This window comes from Nitratireductor indicus C115, assembly GCF_000300515.1.
Lineage (GTDB): Bacteria > Pseudomonadota > Alphaproteobacteria > Rhizobiales > Rhizobiaceae > Nitratireductor > Nitratireductor indicus.
Window position 1 is genome coordinate 409,866 of sequence record NZ_AMSI01000002.1, and the last position, 18,036, is coordinate 427,901.

General features: G+C 60.3%; 11 protein-coding genes and 1 pseudogene. 4 read left to right on the top strand and 8 right to left on the bottom strand.

Annotated elements, in window-relative coordinates; genetic code table 11:
• Nucleotides 1-128 precede the first annotated feature (128 nt).
• Nucleotides 129-1,907: pseudogene (locus tag NA8A_RS04660) on the bottom strand (3-hydroxyacyl-CoA dehydrogenase NAD-binding domain-containing protein); the annotation flags it as partial.
• Entirely contained in the window at nucleotides 1,907-3,193 is a 1,287-nt protein-coding gene (locus NA8A_RS04665) for an acetyl-CoA C-acyltransferase (RefSeq protein WP_009756200.1), read from the bottom strand. The gene NA8A_RS04665 and the pseudogene NA8A_RS04660, both read right to left, overlap by 1 nt.
• 298 nt (nucleotides 3,194-3,491) lie before the next feature.
• Here NA8A_RS04665 and NA8A_RS04670 point away from each other — a divergent pair, with 298 nt between their 5' ends.
• Nucleotides 3,492-5,423, top strand: coding sequence for an autotransporter assembly complex protein TamA (locus NA8A_RS04670; protein WP_009756201.1), 1,932 nt, complete (start codon nucleotides 3,492-3,494; stop codon nucleotides 5,421-5,423).
• On the top strand, nucleotides 5,420-10,042 hold the full coding sequence (locus NA8A_RS04675; RefSeq protein WP_009756202.1) for a translocation/assembly module TamB domain-containing protein: 4,623 nt from the start codon (nucleotides 5,420-5,422) through the stop codon (nucleotides 10,040-10,042). Before NA8A_RS04670 ends, NA8A_RS04675 begins: the two co-directional genes overlap by 4 nt.
• Before the next feature lie 201 nt (nucleotides 10,043-10,243).
• Here NA8A_RS04675 and NA8A_RS04680 read toward each other — a convergent pair whose 3' ends face one another.
• From NA8A_RS04680 to NA8A_RS04690, 3 genes are all read right to left on the bottom strand, one after another.
• Nucleotides 10,244-10,909, bottom strand: a complete 666-nt coding sequence (locus NA8A_RS04680) for a protein-L-isoaspartate(D-aspartate) O-methyltransferase (protein WP_009756203.1) — start codon at nucleotides 10,907-10,909, stop codon at nucleotides 10,244-10,246.
• Nucleotides 10,910-11,021: 112 nt separating this feature from the next.
• On the bottom strand, nucleotides 11,022-11,522 hold the full coding sequence (locus NA8A_RS04685; RefSeq protein WP_009756204.1) for a BA14K family protein: 501 nt from the start codon (nucleotides 11,520-11,522) through the stop codon (nucleotides 11,022-11,024).
• A gap of 157 nt (nucleotides 11,523-11,679) precedes the next feature.
• A complete protein-coding gene (locus NA8A_RS04690) occupies nucleotides 11,680-12,105 on the bottom strand; it encodes a BA14K family protein (RefSeq protein ID WP_009756205.1) in 426 nt (141 codons plus the stop codon).
• Nucleotides 12,106-12,291: 186 nt separating this feature from the next.
• On the opposite strand from NA8A_RS04690, the gene NA8A_RS04695 reads away from it, so the two are divergent.
• The gene (locus NA8A_RS04695) at nucleotides 12,292-13,404 is read left to right on the top strand and encodes an endonuclease/exonuclease/phosphatase family protein (RefSeq protein ID WP_009756206.1); all 1,113 of its coding nucleotides are present in this window, start codon (nucleotides 12,292-12,294) and stop codon (nucleotides 13,402-13,404) included.
• A gap of 99 nt (nucleotides 13,405-13,503) precedes the next feature.
• Here NA8A_RS04695 and NA8A_RS04700 read toward each other — a convergent pair whose 3' ends face one another.
• From NA8A_RS04700 to NA8A_RS04710, 3 genes are read right to left on the bottom strand one after another with little or no spacing between them, the layout of a single operon-like run.
• Nucleotides 13,504-14,712, bottom strand: coding sequence for an ABC transporter permease (locus NA8A_RS04700; protein ID WP_009756207.1), 1,209 nt, complete (start codon nucleotides 14,710-14,712; stop codon nucleotides 13,504-13,506).
• The gene (locus NA8A_RS04705) at nucleotides 14,694-15,425 is read right to left on the bottom strand and encodes an ABC transporter ATP-binding protein (RefSeq protein WP_009756208.1); all 732 of its coding nucleotides are present in this window, start codon (nucleotides 15,423-15,425) and stop codon (nucleotides 14,694-14,696) included. The genes NA8A_RS04700 and NA8A_RS04705 overlap by 19 nt, the downstream gene beginning before the upstream one ends.
• A complete protein-coding gene (locus NA8A_RS04710; RefSeq protein WP_051017948.1) occupies nucleotides 15,422-16,522 on the bottom strand; it encodes an efflux RND transporter periplasmic adaptor subunit in 1,101 nt (366 codons plus the stop codon). The genes NA8A_RS04705 and NA8A_RS04710 overlap by 4 nt, the downstream gene beginning before the upstream one ends.
• A gap of 234 nt (nucleotides 16,523-16,756) precedes the next feature.
• On the opposite strand from NA8A_RS04710, the gene NA8A_RS04715 reads away from it, so the two are divergent.
• A complete protein-coding gene (locus NA8A_RS04715; RefSeq protein ID WP_040671726.1) occupies nucleotides 16,757-17,674 on the top strand; it encodes a PhzF family phenazine biosynthesis protein in 918 nt (305 codons plus the stop codon).
• The last annotated feature ends 362 nt before the right edge of the window (nucleotides 17,675-18,036 follow it).

The window sequence follows — 18,036 nt, forward strand, 5'->3', positions numbered from 1 at the left end:
ACCCCTTCGCGCAGACAGGCAACGCAGGCATTGACCATCGGCAGGATAAGACGGTCGATAACGGCGGGGTGCGTGTCGGTGGTTACCTTCTTGCGCACGGGTTCTGCGGTCTTGTCGTAGCGATAAAACCCTTGGCCCGCCGCCATGCCCGTTTCCCCTTTCGAAACCATTTCCGCCAGCGCGACCGGGATCTGTGACTCGCTCGGGCCGCCTTCATCCATCGCCCTTATCGCCTCCAGACAGACGTCAAGACCGATCCAGTCAGCAAACTCGATCGGCCCCATCGTCATACCGAATTCCCTGGCGGCCTTGTCGATCAGTTCCCGGCTGACACCTTGCTCTTGCATGATCATGGCTTCCAGGAAATAGGGCATGAACACACGGTTGATGAGAAAACCAGGCGAACTTTTCACCTGGGCCGGCAGACGATCAAGGCTCCCGCAGAATGCTTGTGCTATTTCCAGCGCCTCGAAGGAGGCTCGCTTGTGCACGATGATCTCCGTCAGTTCCGTCTGCAGAACGGGTACGAGAAAATGAACACCCACAAGCCGGTTGGCCCGCGGCAATCCCTCTGAGAGAAGTTCAAGGGGAATACCTGCCGTTGTGGTGGCAACAAGCGCGCTTTGTTTCAAGCCCGAAACAACGCTTTGAAGAACGGCTTTCTTGGTTTCGAGGTCTTCCGGCAGGGCTTCGATGACGAGATCGGCCTTGGCGAGCCCGCTGCCGGAAAAGTCCGGCATCAACCTGTCGAAGGACCTTTCCCGCTCCGCTTTGTCACCAAAAGTATTTTCAAAATGGTGACTTGCCCGACCGATGGCGTCAGCAATCGCGCGAGGGTTCTGATCATTCAAAGTGACATCATATCCGTGTGCAGCGCACAGGGCGGCAATATCGCCACCGACTGCGCCAGCCCCGATCACATGCACCCGCTGTATGCCTGAAGCTCCCTTTCCGCTTTCTACCAGCCCATCCCGCAGCAGCGAATTGCGGATCAGATTGCGAGCTGTGCCACCGTCCAAAAGCCTCGCAAAGGACTGGATCTCCGCCTTTTGCATGCCCTTTTGCCGCGAAGAACGGCTCTGCCACAGGTCGATCAACCTGTAAGGTGCGGGATAGCTCTTCTCCGGTTTTCCTGCACTCAGTTTCGAGCGTATCTGATGCGCTGTCAGCGTACGCATCCCCGGAAATAACGAGGCCTGTGAGACACGCCGCGCGTGACGGGCTCCACCCTCTGCGACAACAGTCGAAATCGCATTTTCCACATGGCGTTCCTCGATGACGGCATCGACCAGCCCCGCATCGAGCGCGGCCCTTGCATTCAAAAGTTCGCCTTCGAGCATCATCGTCAGGGCTTCGGATGTTCCGACCACCATCGGCAGGCGTACCGTACCTCCAAGTCCGGGATGAAGCCCCAGATGGATATCGGGAAAGCCCAATCTGGCGCCTTCGATGGCAATGCGGCTCTTGCAGGCAAGTGCAATCTCCAACCCGGCGCCAAGACAGTGCCCGTGTACAACCGCCACCGTAGGCATCTGAAGTGCCGCCAACCGGTCGAGCACTTCATGCCCGCGCATCGCCATGGCCTCTATTTCTGCTATTCCGCCCAGATCTCGCAGTTCAGCGATATCGAGGCCTTCCGCAAATCCGCTCTTCTTGGCCGACCGCAGCACGAGCCCTGCGGGCCGGATAGCTTCGATCTTGGCCAGGCAAAGATCGAGATCGGCAAGAACAGCATCCGAAACCCGGTTCGTTTCGGCCCCGTGAAAATCGAAGAGAAGCCAGACGATCTGGTTGGCATCCTGAACCAGGCGCCAGTGCCGGCTTGCCAGAACAGATTTGCCTTGCGGACCAAGCGCCAGAGTGCGGACGTCCGTATAGATTTTCATGGCCGTATCTGCAGAAATCATCACACTGCCTCCAAAAGAATGGCGCCCGCCTGACCGTCGCTGATAGCCTCGGCAGCAAGCCCACGTTTTACACCACGTTGCCGAATGGCATTCGCGAGATGAAGAACGACGCGACTGCTGCTGGCGGCAAACGGGTGTCCAAGGCCGATGGCCCCACCATCCACATTGAGCTTCTTCCGGTCGATGCGACCGAACGCAGTCTTGAGGCCCAGCGTTTCCCTGCAGAAATCCTTGTCTTCCCACGCGGCAAGGCACGCCAATATCTGAGCCGAGAACATCTCGTTCATTTCCCACAGATCGACATCGCTCCCCGAAAGATCGCGTTTGCGCAACAGGGCATTCACGCAAACCGTCGGTGCGATCGTTGCGTTTGCGGGCTGCAAAGCGAGCCATTCGCTGTCCACGATCCGCGCAAGTGGGCTCAATTTATGCGCCTTGACCGCCTGGGCCGACGCCAGAATCAGCCAGCAGGCGCCGTCCGCGAGCGGAGCAGCATTGCCGCGCGTCACCCGCCCATAGGGGTTCTCAAAATCGGGAGGCAAAGCGGCCAGCGCTTCCACGGAACCGTCATATTGAACCGTCTCGTCCGCCTCATAGAGATTGCCGCTGCGGTCGACTGCGGGCACAAGTTCGCCTTCAAGAGCGTTGCTCTTTGCAGCCTTCGCACACCGGCGGTGACTTTCGAGCGCAAACGCATCGGCAGCTTCCCTTGAAATCCCAAAGAAATAAGCCGCATCCTCCACCCGATGCCCCATGGCATGTGCCTCGGCAATTTCCGCGGAGCTCGGCGCTGGTTCTCTTAAAAGACAGTGTGAGGGGGCATCCGCTCCCCCCGCCAGCACCAGATCGGCCCTCCCCGCCTCGATTGCCCGAAACGCAAGGTCGATGGCCCGCATGCCGGATCCGCCATTGGCCTTGACGGTAAAGGCGGACATCGTTTCCCCCATGCCCAAGCGCAGCGCCACATTGCGGGCAGGATTGCTGTCATCCGGCATGGTATTCGCGCACCCCATGACGACCTCGTCGAAATCCTCCGGCGAGAACCCTTGCCTCAACAGCAAAGGCCGCCCGCACTGGACGGCAAGGTCGCTGGGAGTAAAAGGGCCCGGTTTCCCATAGAGCCTCAGGAATGGTGTGCGTGCTCCATCGACAAGATAAACGGTCCGTCCCTGACGCGCGGCATAACGCTCGGCCTGCCCTGCATCCTGGGACGGATTTGCCCTTTTGCGTGGCACCCGCTTTTCCGCTGCTTGCCCGGCTTCAACCGCGGCAGTTTCTTCTTTCATCGAATCGCTTCCCTGCCCTGCAAAAGGCTTTGCTGTTGCCGCGTGCAGCCAGACCCGTTCGGATCTCTCACGGCGTTGATTTCATCTTCCAAAAGGTCTGCAGGGACCGGGCTAGGGCCATTTGCGCGTTTATTTCCAATAACACCCCCATTAGGCCACATTTCTCATACTGAGCTGGCAAGGGATTGGAGCCATGGCACCTTTGTGTTTTAAAGCAGGCGTGTACCCGGATTTTATCGTTAACGTCACGTCAACGCTCATGACCGAAGATGCGGCTTAGGTTGGCAAGGAGAGTGTATTGAGTGGGAATGCCGCCAGAGCGACGGTGCGCACAATTGCGAGCGCGGCTTTGGCAGCTGCGCTGCTTGTTGTCACCCATCAGCCTCCCGCCAATGCTTTCGAACTCTTTGGCCTGAAACTCTTCGGTCGCGACAAGGCCGCCGAGCAGGAAGACACGATCGGCGAACCGTGGAACTACACGATCGACTTCGTGCTGCCCGAAGAGGCTGACAAGGCTGAGAAATCCCTCAAAGGGACCTCAACCTTGTGGGCGGACCGCGAAAAGCCGGCATCTGGCGCGGCAGGCCTTATCGTCAAGGCGCGCGGGGATTACAGCCGCCTCCTGAACACGCTCTATGCGGATGCACGTTATGGCGGGTCGATAAGCATCACCATCGACGGGCGTGAGGCATCCGATCTGCCGATAGATGCGAACCTCGCCAATCCCGCCACGATCCTCATAAATGTCAATCCGGGGCCGACATTCAACTTTCGCCAGGCTGAGATCGTCAACAAGGCTCCGCCTGCCTCAAGCAGGAACGACCGCGTCGACGATCCGGCTGATGAAGGCTTCGCTCCTGGGAAGCCGGCGCCTTCGGGCACGATCCTGCAGGCAGGAAGACTGGCGGTCGAGGCATGGCGGCAGCAAGGCCATGCGAAAGCCGAAGTCATAGAGCGCCGCGTCACCGCCGCCCATGACAGCGATACGATTGACGCCGTCCTGACCGTCGAACCCGGTCGCAAGGCCTATTATGGCGGCGTGACCGTCAGCGGCACCGAGCGGATGGACCCCGAATTCGTGGCCCGCCAGACAGGCCTCGTTCCCGGTCGCGAATACGACCCCGACGACATCGCCCGCGCGCGCGAACGTTTGTCGAAGCTCGAAGTGTTCCGCTCCGCCCGAATCGAGGAGGCCGACGAGATCGGCCCTGACGGAATGCTGCCCCTTTCCCTCGTCGTGCAGGAACGCCTGCCCCGCCGCTTCGGCGTTGGCGGCACCTATTCGACGCTCGACGGGCTCGGCATGGAAGCTTACTGGATGCACCGCAACCTGTTCGGGCGAGCGGAACGGTTACGTTTCGAAGGCAAGGTTTCTGGCCTCGTCAACACATTCAAGCCGGAAGACCTGACCTATCGCGTCGGCGCCACCTTCCTGAAGCCTGGCGTCTACACGCCGGACACCGATTTCCAGGCCTCAATATTCGGTGACCGAGAGGTCCTGGAGCGCTACACCCGCACCGGTGTTACGGCAGAGGCTGGCTTCCGCCATGAATTCTCGAAGGAATTTTCGGGTAGTCTTTTTGTGAACGCAGGTCGAGCCCGCTTCGAAGACGATTTCGGAACCCGTGACTTCACCACGATAGGGCTTGCCGGAACAGTCACCTACGACAGCCGTGACAACCCGGCCGACGCAACCACCGGCTTCCTGGCCGAGATCACGGCCGAACCGTTCTATGAAATGGAATATGGCAATCTCGCCGCCCGCATGATGCTTGAAGGCCGCGCCTATGAGGATTTCGGCAGCGATGGGCGCTTCGTGCTTGCCGGACGTGCCAAGATCGGCGCGTTGGTGGGAGCACCGATTGACGAAACACCGCCAGACAAACTCTTCTTTGCCGGCGGCGGCGGTTCCGTACGTGGCTATGCCTATCGCAATATCGGTGTGGAAACACCTTCAGGCATTGCCGGCGGACGTTCGCTGGTTGAAGCTTCCGCCGAGCTACGCGCACGCGTGACGGACAGTATCGGGGTTGTGGCCTTCATCGACGCCGGCGCGGTGAGCGCCGAGCCCTATCCAGACTTCTCCGAGGATGTGCGGATCGGTGTTGGCGGCGGTTTGCGCTACCTCACCCCGCTTGGTCCCATCCGCCTTGATGTCGCCGTCCCCCTCGATCGCCGATCGGGAGATCCGAGCGTCGCCTTCTATGTCGGGATAGGACAAGCGTTTTGACCCGGATTCTTGCAGCACTCGCTCTTTTCGTCCTGCTCCTGCCGGCCATGGCGCAGGACAGTGCTCCCGCAAGCGATGCCTCTCCCGAGGAGGAACGCTCCTTCTTCACGCGTCTTCTGGAAGACCAGCTTTCCACCCCCAACCGCCAGATCAGGATTTCAGGCATTCAGGGGGTTCTGTCTTCGCAGGCCGTGATCGGCGAAATCACCATCGCCGACCGCGAGGGCGTATGGCTGCGTATCCGCAATGCGGCCATCGACTGGAGCCGTTCGACACTGATCCTTCGCCAGAGGCTGGACGTGCAGCGCCTTGCGGCTGAACAGATCGAGGTCCTGCGTCGCCCCCTGCCCGATGAAGGTCTACCCGCACCCGAATCGAGGGCGTTCGAAATCCCTGAATTGCCGCTCGCCATCGATCTCCAGCAATTGGAAATCGCCTCAGCAACGTTTGGCGAAAGCGTTTTCGGCCTCGCCGCGGAACTGAGCCTTGGCGGCAAATTGAAACTTGAAAGCGGCAATCTCGACACGACGCTCGATATCAAGCGTCTGGATGGCCCCGGCGGGAACTTCCAGCTCGCAACCGCATTCTCCAATGAGACCCGCGTCCTTGCCCTCGACCTGACCCTGAACGAGCCGGCCGATGGCGTGGTCGCCAACCTGCTCAACATCGAGGGACGCCCTCCTCTGAGATTGACGCTTTCGGGCAACGGGCCGCTTGACACGCTCGACTTGAATCTCGCGCTTGAAACGGCTGGAAACCAGACGGTGACCGGCCTTGCCCAGCTTCGCGGACGCGACGAGGGTCTGGGTTTTTCGGCGCGCCTGGAAGGCGACATCGCCCGCCTGATGCCCACCGAGTTCCGCAGTTTCTTCGGCGACGAAACCACGCTTTCGGCAAACGGCGTCTCCAAGGAGACTGGTGGACTTCTCATCGAAAACCTCGAGCTCTCCAGCGCAGCCATGCGCCTTGAAGCGGCCTCCGAGACCGATGGAGACGGCTTCCTCACCGCACTGTCGCTGAGCGCGCGCATCGCCGATCCGCGGGGCGGACGGGTTCTTCTGCCGGTCGCAGGCGGCAATACATCCCTCAATACAGCCGATCTCAACGTCACATTCGGTGAGGCCGGCTCGCAACGCTGGAGCGGCCGTCTCGATATCGACGCTCTTCAAACCACAGACTTCGCGGCGGGCAAGGCGCAACTCACCATGGGTGGCCTCGCCCAAAACCTGCATGCACCGGCAGATCGGCGCATCAGTTTCGAGCTCGATGGCGCTATCTCGCAGATAAAGGCCCGCCGCCCGGAAATCGGCGAGGCTCTTGGCGAAACACTGACGCTCGACGCGCGCGGAGACTGGCACGCCGGCTCGCCGGTCGACATCGAACAGGCTCGCCTTGCTGCCAATGGGCTGGCGCTTGCGCTCAAGGGCAAGGTGGACGATTTCGCGTTCAACGGAGACATAGACGTCAAGGCTGCAAGTCTTGTCCCCTTCTCCGCCCTTGCCGGACAAGCGCTCGCCGGCGCTGTCGATCTGGCCGCAAGCGGCTCGGTAAAGCCAATCAGCGGCAGCTTCGATCTGATGCTCGACGGAACGGCAACAGACCTCATCATCGAAAACGAGGCTGCAGGCAATCTGCTTGCCGGCGTGACCCGCATCGACGGCGGGATCGCCCGCAGCCCGGAGGGCATCACAGCCCGCAAGCTTAAGCTCGCCAATGAGCAGCTCACGCTCGAAGCCGACGGTACATTCGCAAGCGACACCGCCAACTTCCAGTTCGACGCCGCCCTTGCCGACATGGCAGATCTTTCGCCCCGCGCCAGCGGCCCGCTGACGGCGGTCGGCCGCGCCGAAGGCGCTGAAGGACGCATCAATCTCACCTTCAGCGCCAAGGCACCGCGCGCCACCCTCTCCAGCCGCGACCTCACAGACGGTCTCCTGGGCTTCGATGGCCAGCTCGAAAAGGGAACGTTGACGGGCAAGATTGCCGGCGATGGCTTCCTGTCGGGCGAGCGGGTCGAGCTGGCAGGTGACGTTTTGCTCGACAGCAAGAAAAAGCAGCTGACCGGCTTTTCCTTCCGCGCAGGCGGGGCAGCGGCCAGCGGCGATATCGGTCAGGACGCCAACGGCATGTTGGATGGCGCAGTGCGCATCGATGCAGCAGATATCTCCACCGCAGCCGCCCTTTTCCTCCAGGATGCAAGGGGCGCCGTGAAGGCCGATATCAGGCTCGCCCCGGAAAACGGGCGCCAGACCGCAACCGCGACTGCCGGGATCGAGGGGCTTTCCATCAACGAAACGGCGATCTCCAGCGCCGACCTTTCCGCCACCGTCGACGATCTCTTCGGCATCCCCGTCGTGGCCGGCGAAATCGCCGGGCGCGGCATCAAGGCCGCCAATCTCGATATTTCCGCTTTTGAAGCAAAAGCAGACCACAGCGGTCAGAAGACGAATTTCTCCGGCACCGCCGTTCTTGCGCAGGGAACGAGGCTTGAAACGGACGGCTCGCTGTCACCCGAAGGCGAAGGTTATCGCATCGGGCTTTCATCCCTTTCCCTCAAGCAGGGACAGCTCGAGGCCCACCTCGTCGACCCCGCTTCCATGCTCGTCGAAGGCAACAATTTCACCCTTGACCCGCTAGCGCTCGACATAGCCGGCGGGCGGTTGAATGCAGCCGGGCGCGTCACCGAAACGCTCGATCTGACGGTTGCCCTTGAACGCATCCCCCTGTCCATCGCCAATGCAATCCGCCCCGATCTCTCTATGGGTGGCATGCTCAACGGCAATGCCCGCGTCGAAGGCACCCGGGAAAGCCCGCAGATCTCATTCGATATGACGGGCCGCGAAATCGCATCTGCATTGCTTCGTCAGGCCGGTCTGAGCACGCTCAACGTGGATGCCCGTGGCAGCACCACGAATGAACGGCTCGCCATCGACGCGAACGTCGTCAGCCCTGAGGGCCTGCGCGCCAGCGCGCGCGGGGGCGTGCCCCTGGACAACGGCGACTTGTCGCTCAACATAGCGCTCGAAGCTTTTCCACTTGCTGTTCTCAACCGGGTTGCCAAAGGGCAGAACCTTTCGGGTCAGTTGACCGGCACGGCCGATGTGCGCGGCAAACTCTCCTCCCCTAAGGCGGAATTTGACCTGCGTGCGACAGGGCTTGGTGCAGCAGCTTTGTCGGGCGCCGGTGTCGGCCCTCTTCAGATGGCTGCAAACGGCCGCTTCGCGGATAACCGCGTGACGCTGTCCAACCTGACGGCGAGCGGACCTTCCGGGCTGAACGTTACGGCAAGCGGCACGCTTCCGCTCAACGGTCCAGGCCTTGCCCTCAATGTTGCAGGAACGGCCCCCCTGTCCATCGCCAATCGCGCCCTGGCCGACCGTGGCACGCAGCTTTCGGGTACCGTTTCCGCCAACGCAACGGTGAATGGCAGCCTCGACAAACCGATCATCAACGGCACCGTTACCACCACGAACGCTGCTGCGGTCGATCCCCTGACGAACCTGCGCATCAACGACGTTCGCCTTGCCGCCAGCATTGCCGGCGACAGCATATCGATCAGCGAAGGTTCGGCAGCGTTGGCGGCCGGCGGTCGCATCTCGGTTTCGGGCAATGTGTCGACGAACGCTGCATCCGGGTTCCCGGCGGACCTGCGCATCCAGCTGGATGGCGCTCGCCACACCGATGGCGAAATGGTCACCGCCACGGTGAATGGCGCATTGTCACTAACGGGTCCCCTCACCCTCGACCCGCTTCTGTCGGGCAATATCGACATTGCGCGCGCCGAGATCGTCGTACCTGAAAACCTGTCTGGCGGTGCGGCCTCCATCCAGGTGCGGCACATCAATCCGCCGCCGGCCGTGAAACGCACATTGGAGCGCGCACGCGCCGATGATGGAACACCGATGCCCTCCGCCCGACCAAGTGTCATGCAGATGAATGTGACGGTCAGCGCGCCGGCACGCATCTTCGTGCGCGGTCGCGGCCTCGATGCCGAACTCGGCGGCACGGTCCGCCTCACCGGCCCGGTGACCAACATCCAGCCGGTCGGTGGCTTCAAGATGATCCGCGGCCGCCTTTCCATTATCGGCCAGCGCATCACCTTCGACGAGGGCGAGGTCACTCTGGTCGGCGATCTCGATCCGCAACTCGATTTCGTGGCGCGCTCGCAAGGCAACGACATCATCGTATTCATTATGGTGAAGGGCCGCGTTTCGGATCTGAACATCAGCTTCAGCTCGCAACCGGAGCTGCCCGAAGACGAGGTTCTTGCCCGCCTGATCTTCAATCGCGGCATCGATGAGCTTTCCGCGATCCAGATTGCTCAGCTGGCTGCTGCTGCTGCCGAGCTGGCGGGCGGTTCCAACACCTCCCTCCTCGGCTCCCTGCGCAGCGCCGCCGGCCTCGATGACCTGGACGTCGTTACCGACAGCGAGGGCAATGCAGCCGTTCGCGCCGGCCGCTACATTCAGGACAACATCTATCTGGGTGTGGAGGCCGGAGCCAAGGGCACGACCCGCGGCACGATCAACCTCGACATCACGGATAATCTCAAGGCTCGCGGCAGCGTCGGCTCGAATGGGGATTCGAGCCTCGGCGTGTTCTTCGAAAAAGACTACTGATCTTTCTTGATAAAAAAGAAGGCCGACCGGAAAACCGGCCGGCCAATGGCGCGCGCTGTTCGGGTCGGGGGGGGTGGGGGAAGCGCGCCTGCTCCAACAACAATCGAAAGCGCGATAGGTTCCAGCATCGAACCGAAAAAATTCACGTCCCATAAGAGACATGAAACTTCCAGACATAGCCTGCCTGCCAATTAACCTATTTCAGCGGGGAAAGCCCTGGGCGCCGATCAACGGTACGAAGGAGACCTGGACAAGCGTCTCGGTTTCGTATTCCCCGGCACTCTTTCGGATAACACGCGTGAGAAGTTGAGCCCCGGCGGCCTGTCCGACCGGCATGACAAGCCTGCCACCAATGGCGAGCTGTGCTTTCAGAGCATCGGGAATTCTGGGACCGGCCGCCGCAACGATAATGGCATCGAAAGGCGCCTTGTCCGGCCATCCCAACGTCCCGTCACCGACGCGAATGAAGACGTTTTGCGCGAACCCGGTTGCTTCAAGCCGTTCCCGCGCTGCTTCTGCCAACACTTCATGACGCTCGATAGAGTATACGGTCCCGGAGACGGCAGAAAGGATCGCCGTGGAATAGCCGGAGCCTGTGCCCACCTCCAGAACCCGGCTTTCGCGCCCCGGGCTGGCCGCCTCGGTCATCAAAGCAACCATATAAGGTTGGGAAATGGTTTGCCCTTCCCCCACCGGCAAGGCACCGTCCTCATAGGCAAGATCGATCAGATGCTTGGGAACGAAGGCGTGTCGGGGAACCTGTCCCATGGCTTCAAGGACGTCCGCAGAACGGATACCGCGCCTTTGAAGAAGCGCCACCATCTCGCGGCGGTGCTTGCCGGTCTGGTTGTCCTGCGTGTCTTTCAATCCAGCCTTGCCAACGGTTACACGGCCAGCGGTTACGCGGCGCTAAAATTTTTGTCATTGTGACTCCAAATGCCCACCTCTGTCCATCGTCCTCGATAAAACGCGCCCCAGCCTAACGCCCAAATGGCGAACTGCACCGCCTGCGCGCGCCCTTCAGGGGCTGAAACGTATTGTCCCGCGCGCGATAGGAGCGGTAACGCTTCCCACACCAATCAAGATGCGATGCCCATTGGCTCTGGCTCGGAACCATCCGCGTTTCAGCCTCCCGGTAGACCGGCACGAGCACGTAGCGCGTCTGCGTCCGTGGACGGAGAGCGCCAAACAGATAATCCCTGCCATGAAAATAGCTGCTTGCGCCGCGCGCGCGGAACCAAGGATCGTCAAGGAACGGGTCCCAGAGCGGCCAACGCCTGCCGGGCCACCTCCGATCCCGGCCAACCAGCCCCAGCGTGACCCGCATACGCCCCTGAAACAGGCAATCGATCGGCCGGTCGCGATACCAGGGATCGGGCGAGCCCCAGGGACCGGGGCGCACGAGGCAGCCAGCCTGTGCGGCTTCGGCAGCGCTCAGTGAAAAAAACAGGAAAAGAACCAGACGAACAAAGGAAAACATGACGCGACTCCTGGTGGAATGCGCCCTGAATAAAGCGGGGCAGAATGCATAAAAAGTCAGCTTTTCCGCGAATTTACGAGCAGTTCGAGGGAAATTCGCCTCAAAATAAGAGGCGCGAGCCGAAGCCCGCGCCTTTCTTCATTTCAAGGTTCAGCCCTTAGCGGTAGTAGGGCGAAATGCACTGGCGGCGTGGGCCGTTATAGGGCTGCCAGGAATTGTCATAGACCTGATAGGACCGATAGCGGTTGTGGCACCAGTTCACATGAGCCCGGGAAAGGGCTACCCGCGGCCTGTAATACGGGCGCGCATAGCGCGGCGCAGGCTGGCCGAAGTGGAAATAAATGCCCGAGCGCGGTGCCGAGCGGCGCCAGTGCCGGCGCGGATTATGGTGACGTCTGTTGTGCCAATGGCCCCGGCGATGATCGACCTTGACCACCGGTGCATTGGAACCTGTCTTGTCAACCAGTTGCGTCAAGCTGCCGCCAGCCGTTCCGGCCGTCATTGCGTTTGCAGGCGCTGCGGCAAAGGCAAAGCCGAGGGCAATCAGCCCCGATACGGCAAGCGAAGTCAGTTTGTGTTTCATCACAATCTCCTGTTTCTCCAGCCCCCTTCGGATCCCTTCCGCCAAAAATCCGATCCGTTATAACTGTATAATAGTAAAAACGATTGCTAATGAACGCGCGATGAATGCATCGGTTGCAGCCAGACAGGCACAAACTTTCCCCCTTCGAGCTTGTAATCGACGCCGGGCTGGGTAAACGTGCCGGCCATGTCGCTTCGCATTGCCACATTCAATCTCGAAAACCTGATGAATCGCTTCGATTTCTCGGGATTCCGCAACGAACTGAACCAGGACCGCGCGCTCGCTCTCTTCGAGATCGCCGATGAGAAGCAGTATCGCGCGCTCGAACAGGCGCGTGCCATCGCGCTCACGGACGATGCCCGTCAGCTGACCGCGCTCGCGATTGCCGCAACCCGCGCCGATATTCTGTGCCTGCAGGAAGTGGATAATCTGGCTGCCCTTAAAGCCTTCGAATATGGCTATCTTTTCAAGATGATAGGCCATGGCTACCAGGACAAGTACTCGGCCTCCGGCAATGATTCGCGCGGCATCGACGTAGCGGTCATGATGCGGCGTGAGACCGCTCACGGGCAGCCCATAGAATTCGTGCGCATGACAAGCCATGCGCATCACACCTTCGCGGATTTCGGCCTGCATACGCCGGAGCTGGCGGCGCTCGGCATAGAACCCCATGACCGTATTTTCCGGCGCGACTGCCTGGAGATCGACTTGAAGGTGGATGGCCGTCCCCTCACCCTCTACATCGTGCATTTCAAGGCCATGAGCCCGCCGCGCAACGGCATGGACGGTCGCGAGGCTTCCATGCCCGTGCGCATGGCGGAGGCCAAGGCGGTGCGCCATATCATCGAAAGCCGCTTCGGGGTCGAAAAAGCGGCATCCAAGCGCTGGGTGATCTGTGGCGACCTGAACGACTATCGGGAACGGGTGATCATCGAGGGTGATTCCCATGCTGGCTATCGCTTCACTCCCGCTCAGGAAGCCGTATCGAGCCTGAATGTGCTGACGGCAGGCGGCTTTTGCGAGAATGTCGTTGAACGCAGGCCCGAGCTCGACCGCTGGACGCTCTATCACACACGCGGTCCGCAGGAGCGTCACCTGTGCCAGCTCGATTATATCCTGCTGTCCGAAGGGCTGGCCCGGCACAATGCGCGAGCCGTGCCGGAAATTGTCCGCGCGGGACAACCCTGGCGCACCGTTTTTCCTCCCGGCCAGGAGATCGACCGCTATCCCCGCACCGGTTGGGACCGCCCCAAGGCATCCGATCATTGCCCGGTAGCGGTAACCCTCGACATGCTCTGAAGCGGCCGCCGGCTTGCCGCCTGACACGCCTTGCATGAAAAGCGAGAGAACTCGATCACCGTGCGTCCGAAAGAACGCCCAGCGATCGCATCAACCGCTCTACTCGTGCCGCAACGCCTCGATCGGATCGAGGCGCGCGCCCCGCAACGCCGGAAAAAATCCGAAAACCAGCCCGATCAGCATGGATAGAAGCGCAATCGCCGCAATCGAAACCGCATCCGGCGCAAAGGGCAGGTCGATGAGCGCAGTCGTGATGAAGGCGATCAGAAGGCCAAGGCCGATTCCGATTGCCCCGCCCAAAAGCGCCATCGCCGAAGCCTCGACGATAAACTGAAGCAGAATATCCGAAGGCCGCGCGCCGATTGCCATACGCACTCCGATTTCACGCGTTCGCTCGGCAACTGAAACCAGCATGATGTTCATGATGCCGATACCGCCGACCAGAAGGCTGATGCCGGCGACCGACCCCAGAAATGCCGTGAGAATTCCCGCCAGTCGGGAGGCATGGCGGATCAATTCCGCATTATCCTCCACCATGAAATCGTCATTCTGGTCGCCAACGATACGTCTTGTGAGCCTCAGGCTTTCCTTCGCGCGACTCATGACCTCACCGGCCGAAACGCCTTCCCGAACCATGATCAGTATGCTGCTGAGGTTGCGACTGCCCTCGATCCGCGCCTGCAGGTTTTCGAGCGGCAACAAAACCGTCTTGTCCTCACTCCCCCCCAGCGTCGCTCCTCTCGAAGCGAGCACGCCAACCACAGTGCAGGCAGCCGGCCCGATGCGAATGCGCGCCCGTAGGGGGCTCTCGCCGGCAAACAACGTTTTGGCGGCCTGCGCGCCAATCAGACAGACCCCTGCCCCGCTCGCAATCTCCCAGCGTTCGAGAGGCCTGCCTTCCGTAACCCGCCAGTTCCTGATGACTGCATAAGCTTCCGAGACCCCGATGATCGTGACATCGGCGGAACGCGGCCCGAAGATAGCTTGCCCGCTGGTTTCGGATATGGCGATGACATCGGCGCTGTCGCGCAGATTGCGCATCAACGGCTCGAAATCGCGCATCCGCAGAGCCGGCGCCTGCCTCGGCACGAAAGAGCCGTCCCCGGTGACATATTGCGCCCAGACAGATATCAGGTTGCCTCCAAGCTCGGCCACTTCACCGGTGATCCGGTCGCGTGCGCCATTTCCCACGGTCAGCATCGCGATGACCGCGGCAACGCCGATGATGACGCCAAGAAGCGTCAGCAGGGAGCGCAGCTTGTGACGCGCAATCGAGGCAAGGGCGAGAATTATGTTCTGCAGGAGCATTGGCCACCTGCTTGAAGTGCACTGTCATGAACGATTTGCCCATCGCTGAAACCAATCCGTCGGCTGGCAAAGGAAGCGATATCTTCTTCATGGGTCACCACCACGATGCACATGCCCACCGATCGGTTCAGATCGACCAGGAGCCCCATGATTTCGTGGCTTCGCGCGGTGTCGAGATTGCCCGTCGGTTCATCCGCAAGCAAAAGCGTAGGTGTCGAGACAATTGCACGCGCAATTGCAACGCGTTGCTGCTGCCCACCGGAAAGCTGATGCGGCATGTGTCTTTCGCGCCCCGCAAGCCCCACCTTTTCCAAGGCCTCCAGCGCAAGCTCCCTGCGCTTCTTGAAAGGCATTCCCCGATAGGTCAAAGGCAGCTCGACATTCTCGAGCGCTGTTGTACGCGGCAGAAGATTGTATCCCTGAAAGACGAAACCGATATGGGTATTGCGCAAATCCGCCCGCGCATCCCGGTCAAGCTCCCCGGCATCCGTCTCAAGAAACCGGTGAATGCCGGAAGTCGGGCGATCCAGGCACCCCAAAATGTTCATCGCCGTCGACTTTCCAGAACCGGACGGGCCGGTGATGGCAACGAACTCGCCCTTCGATATCGAGAAGTCGGCACCGGCAAGCGCATCGACGCGCGCCTCCCCCTCGCCATAGCTCCGCCATATGTTTTCAAAGCGCAGAAATGTCTGTCCGGATGGATGGCTCATCGCGCGCCCTCCGCTACACCCGTTATAATGACATCGCCTTCGGAAAGCCCCGAGACGATCTGCGTCTTGTCCCAGTCGCTGATACCGATTTCGACCGCGACGGGTTCGGGCGCGCCGTTCTTGAGGCGATAAAGCAAAGCGCGCGCTCCATCAGCCCCGGCCTGATCCCCTGCAGGTTCCGCATCCTTCCCGTCATCGGGACGAAACCGCAGCGCACTGGAATTTACGAGAAGTGTGTCCCGCGCCTCTCCCGTGGTGATCGAAACCGACGCCGTCATGCCTGGGCGCAGCAAAAGCTCGCCATTATCCACATCGAGCCTTGCCTCATAGGTCACGACGTTATTTTCCGACTTGTGAGCAAAGGAAACATCACGCAGCCGCGCCTGGAAGCTCCTGCCGGGAAAAGCATCCACGGTAAAAACCGCCTTCTGACCTTCCGTCACCTCTCCGATATCAGCCTCATTGATCCGCGCGATCAATTCCATGCGCTGCAGGTCTTCAGCCAGCGTGAAGAGTGCGGGCGCCTCGGCAGCGGCAATCACTGTCTGACCGGGGTCCGCCTTGCGCGCCAGAACGATACCATCTATCGGCGAGCGCAGTTCTACGCGGGAAAGATCATATTGGCGCAGCTTCAAGGTCGCGCGCCGCATAGCCATCTCAGCTTCTGCCACCTCAACCCGATTGAAGGCCCTGTTGCGTTCCGCCTCAGCCTCCTCCTTCTGCCGATCCGTGATCGCCTGGCCAGCGCTAAGAGCAAGCGCCCGTTGCAGGCGCCTTTCACCCTCCTCAAGCGTTGTCCGGGCGGCCGACAATTGCGCCTCCGCCACTTTCATCGCCGCTTCCGCGCTCTGGACCTCGAATTCCCAGGCACGGGCATCGAGCCTGATGAGCACATCGCCGCGTTTGACGCGGTGGTTCTCGCGGACAGGAACATCCTTGACCGTGCCGCTCAGACCACTGGCAATACTGACTTCGGTCAATGGGCGCAAAGTCGCAGTGGTCGCGATGCGGGCAGTCAGCTCTCCACGATAAGCCTGCATGGTCCGATAGGTCGCAGGCGCCTCATCGATCTTGTAGGGATAAAGTAGAAACGCCACGCCAAGCGCGGCCGAGATGAAAAGAATCGTCGCAAACCACCAGCGAATTCGCTTTCGCCTTCTGCGAATAGATGCGTAAGATTGAACATCGGATACGGTCGAAGGGCCGGCCCCATGGGCAGAATCGTGTCTCATATAACTACTTAAAAAAACAAACGTCCTAGATATAAAAACAAAAAAATAAGAAGTCGGAACTGTGGCTCAAAATATCTTCTAATAGATTAAGAGAAATATATGACAAATAGAAACTATTATATATATGACGTCTTTACGTCCAAAAAACTTTCTGGAAATCCACTGGCCGTTGTCACCGATTGTGAAGGCCTGGAAAATTCTGACATGCAGAAAATCGCCGGCGAATTCAACTTGTCCGAGACCGCTTTTGTTTTCAAGCCGCAGCATCCCGGTCATACGGCGAAGATTAGAATATTCACGCCACGCCAGGAACTTCCCTTTGCAGGCCATCCGACAGTCGGCACGGCAGTAGCGCTCGCCCAGCACAGGAACAAATCTGAGGGCGAGCAGGCAGCAATTCTGGTGCTGGAAGAAGGCGTCGGCCCCGTGCGCTGTGCGGTCAAGATCGACGGCGACAGGCCCGGCTTCGCCGAATTTGACTTGCCGAGACTACCCGAACCAGTTGCATTCTCAGGCACACAGGAAGCCGTTGCCGCAGCCCTCGGCGTCGGCCACCACGAAATTGGCTTTGAAAACCACACCATCACCGGCTGGAGCGCCGGCGTTCCATTCATCTGTATTCCGCTGGCCAATCTCGATACGGCCCTGCGCGCACGACTGGACGGCCGCCTCTGGGCCGAATTCGCACCGAGCGTGAAAGGCATTCTCGCGGACGCCTATGTCTATTGTCGCGAAACGGTGCATCACGACCACGCCTTTCATGTGCGAATGTTCGCACCAGGTGCCGGAATACCGGAGGATCCGGCCACGGGTTCAGCAGCGGCCGCCTTCGCGGGCGCCATCGTAATGCACGACACGCCGGTCGACGGCTCCCATCCTATCCTCATAGAACAGGGTATCGAGATGGGGCGGCCTTCGAGCATTCGTCTTGAGCTGGATGTAAAAGGCGGCAGCCTGGAGTCTGCCCGCATCGGCGGGCATGCCGTGAAAATTGCCGAAGGCAAATTGTTTGTCTGAACATCCCCTCGTCCAAACACCTGACGGGGCACATCTACATCTCGGATGACAATGCCCCCAACCAATGACGACAATGACATGAACGGGGTCGCCACCTTTATCGGCAGCGCCGCTTCCCGCTTCCATTTTCCTTCACAGCAAAGCGAACGGAAACAATCGGATGGCGGTATTTTGCGAAGACAAAAAGAACTTTACCCAGCAAATTTCAGGACCGTGCAATAAAGTGCATCCAGGCGCTTGCATGCCGAACCGAAACCGTTTAATGAGCCGGTCATTCGGTTGGCAGCGGACTTGTCGGCCGGAGGGTTGGGTGATTAGCTCAGATGGTAGAGCAGCTGACTCTTAATCAGCGGGTCCACGGT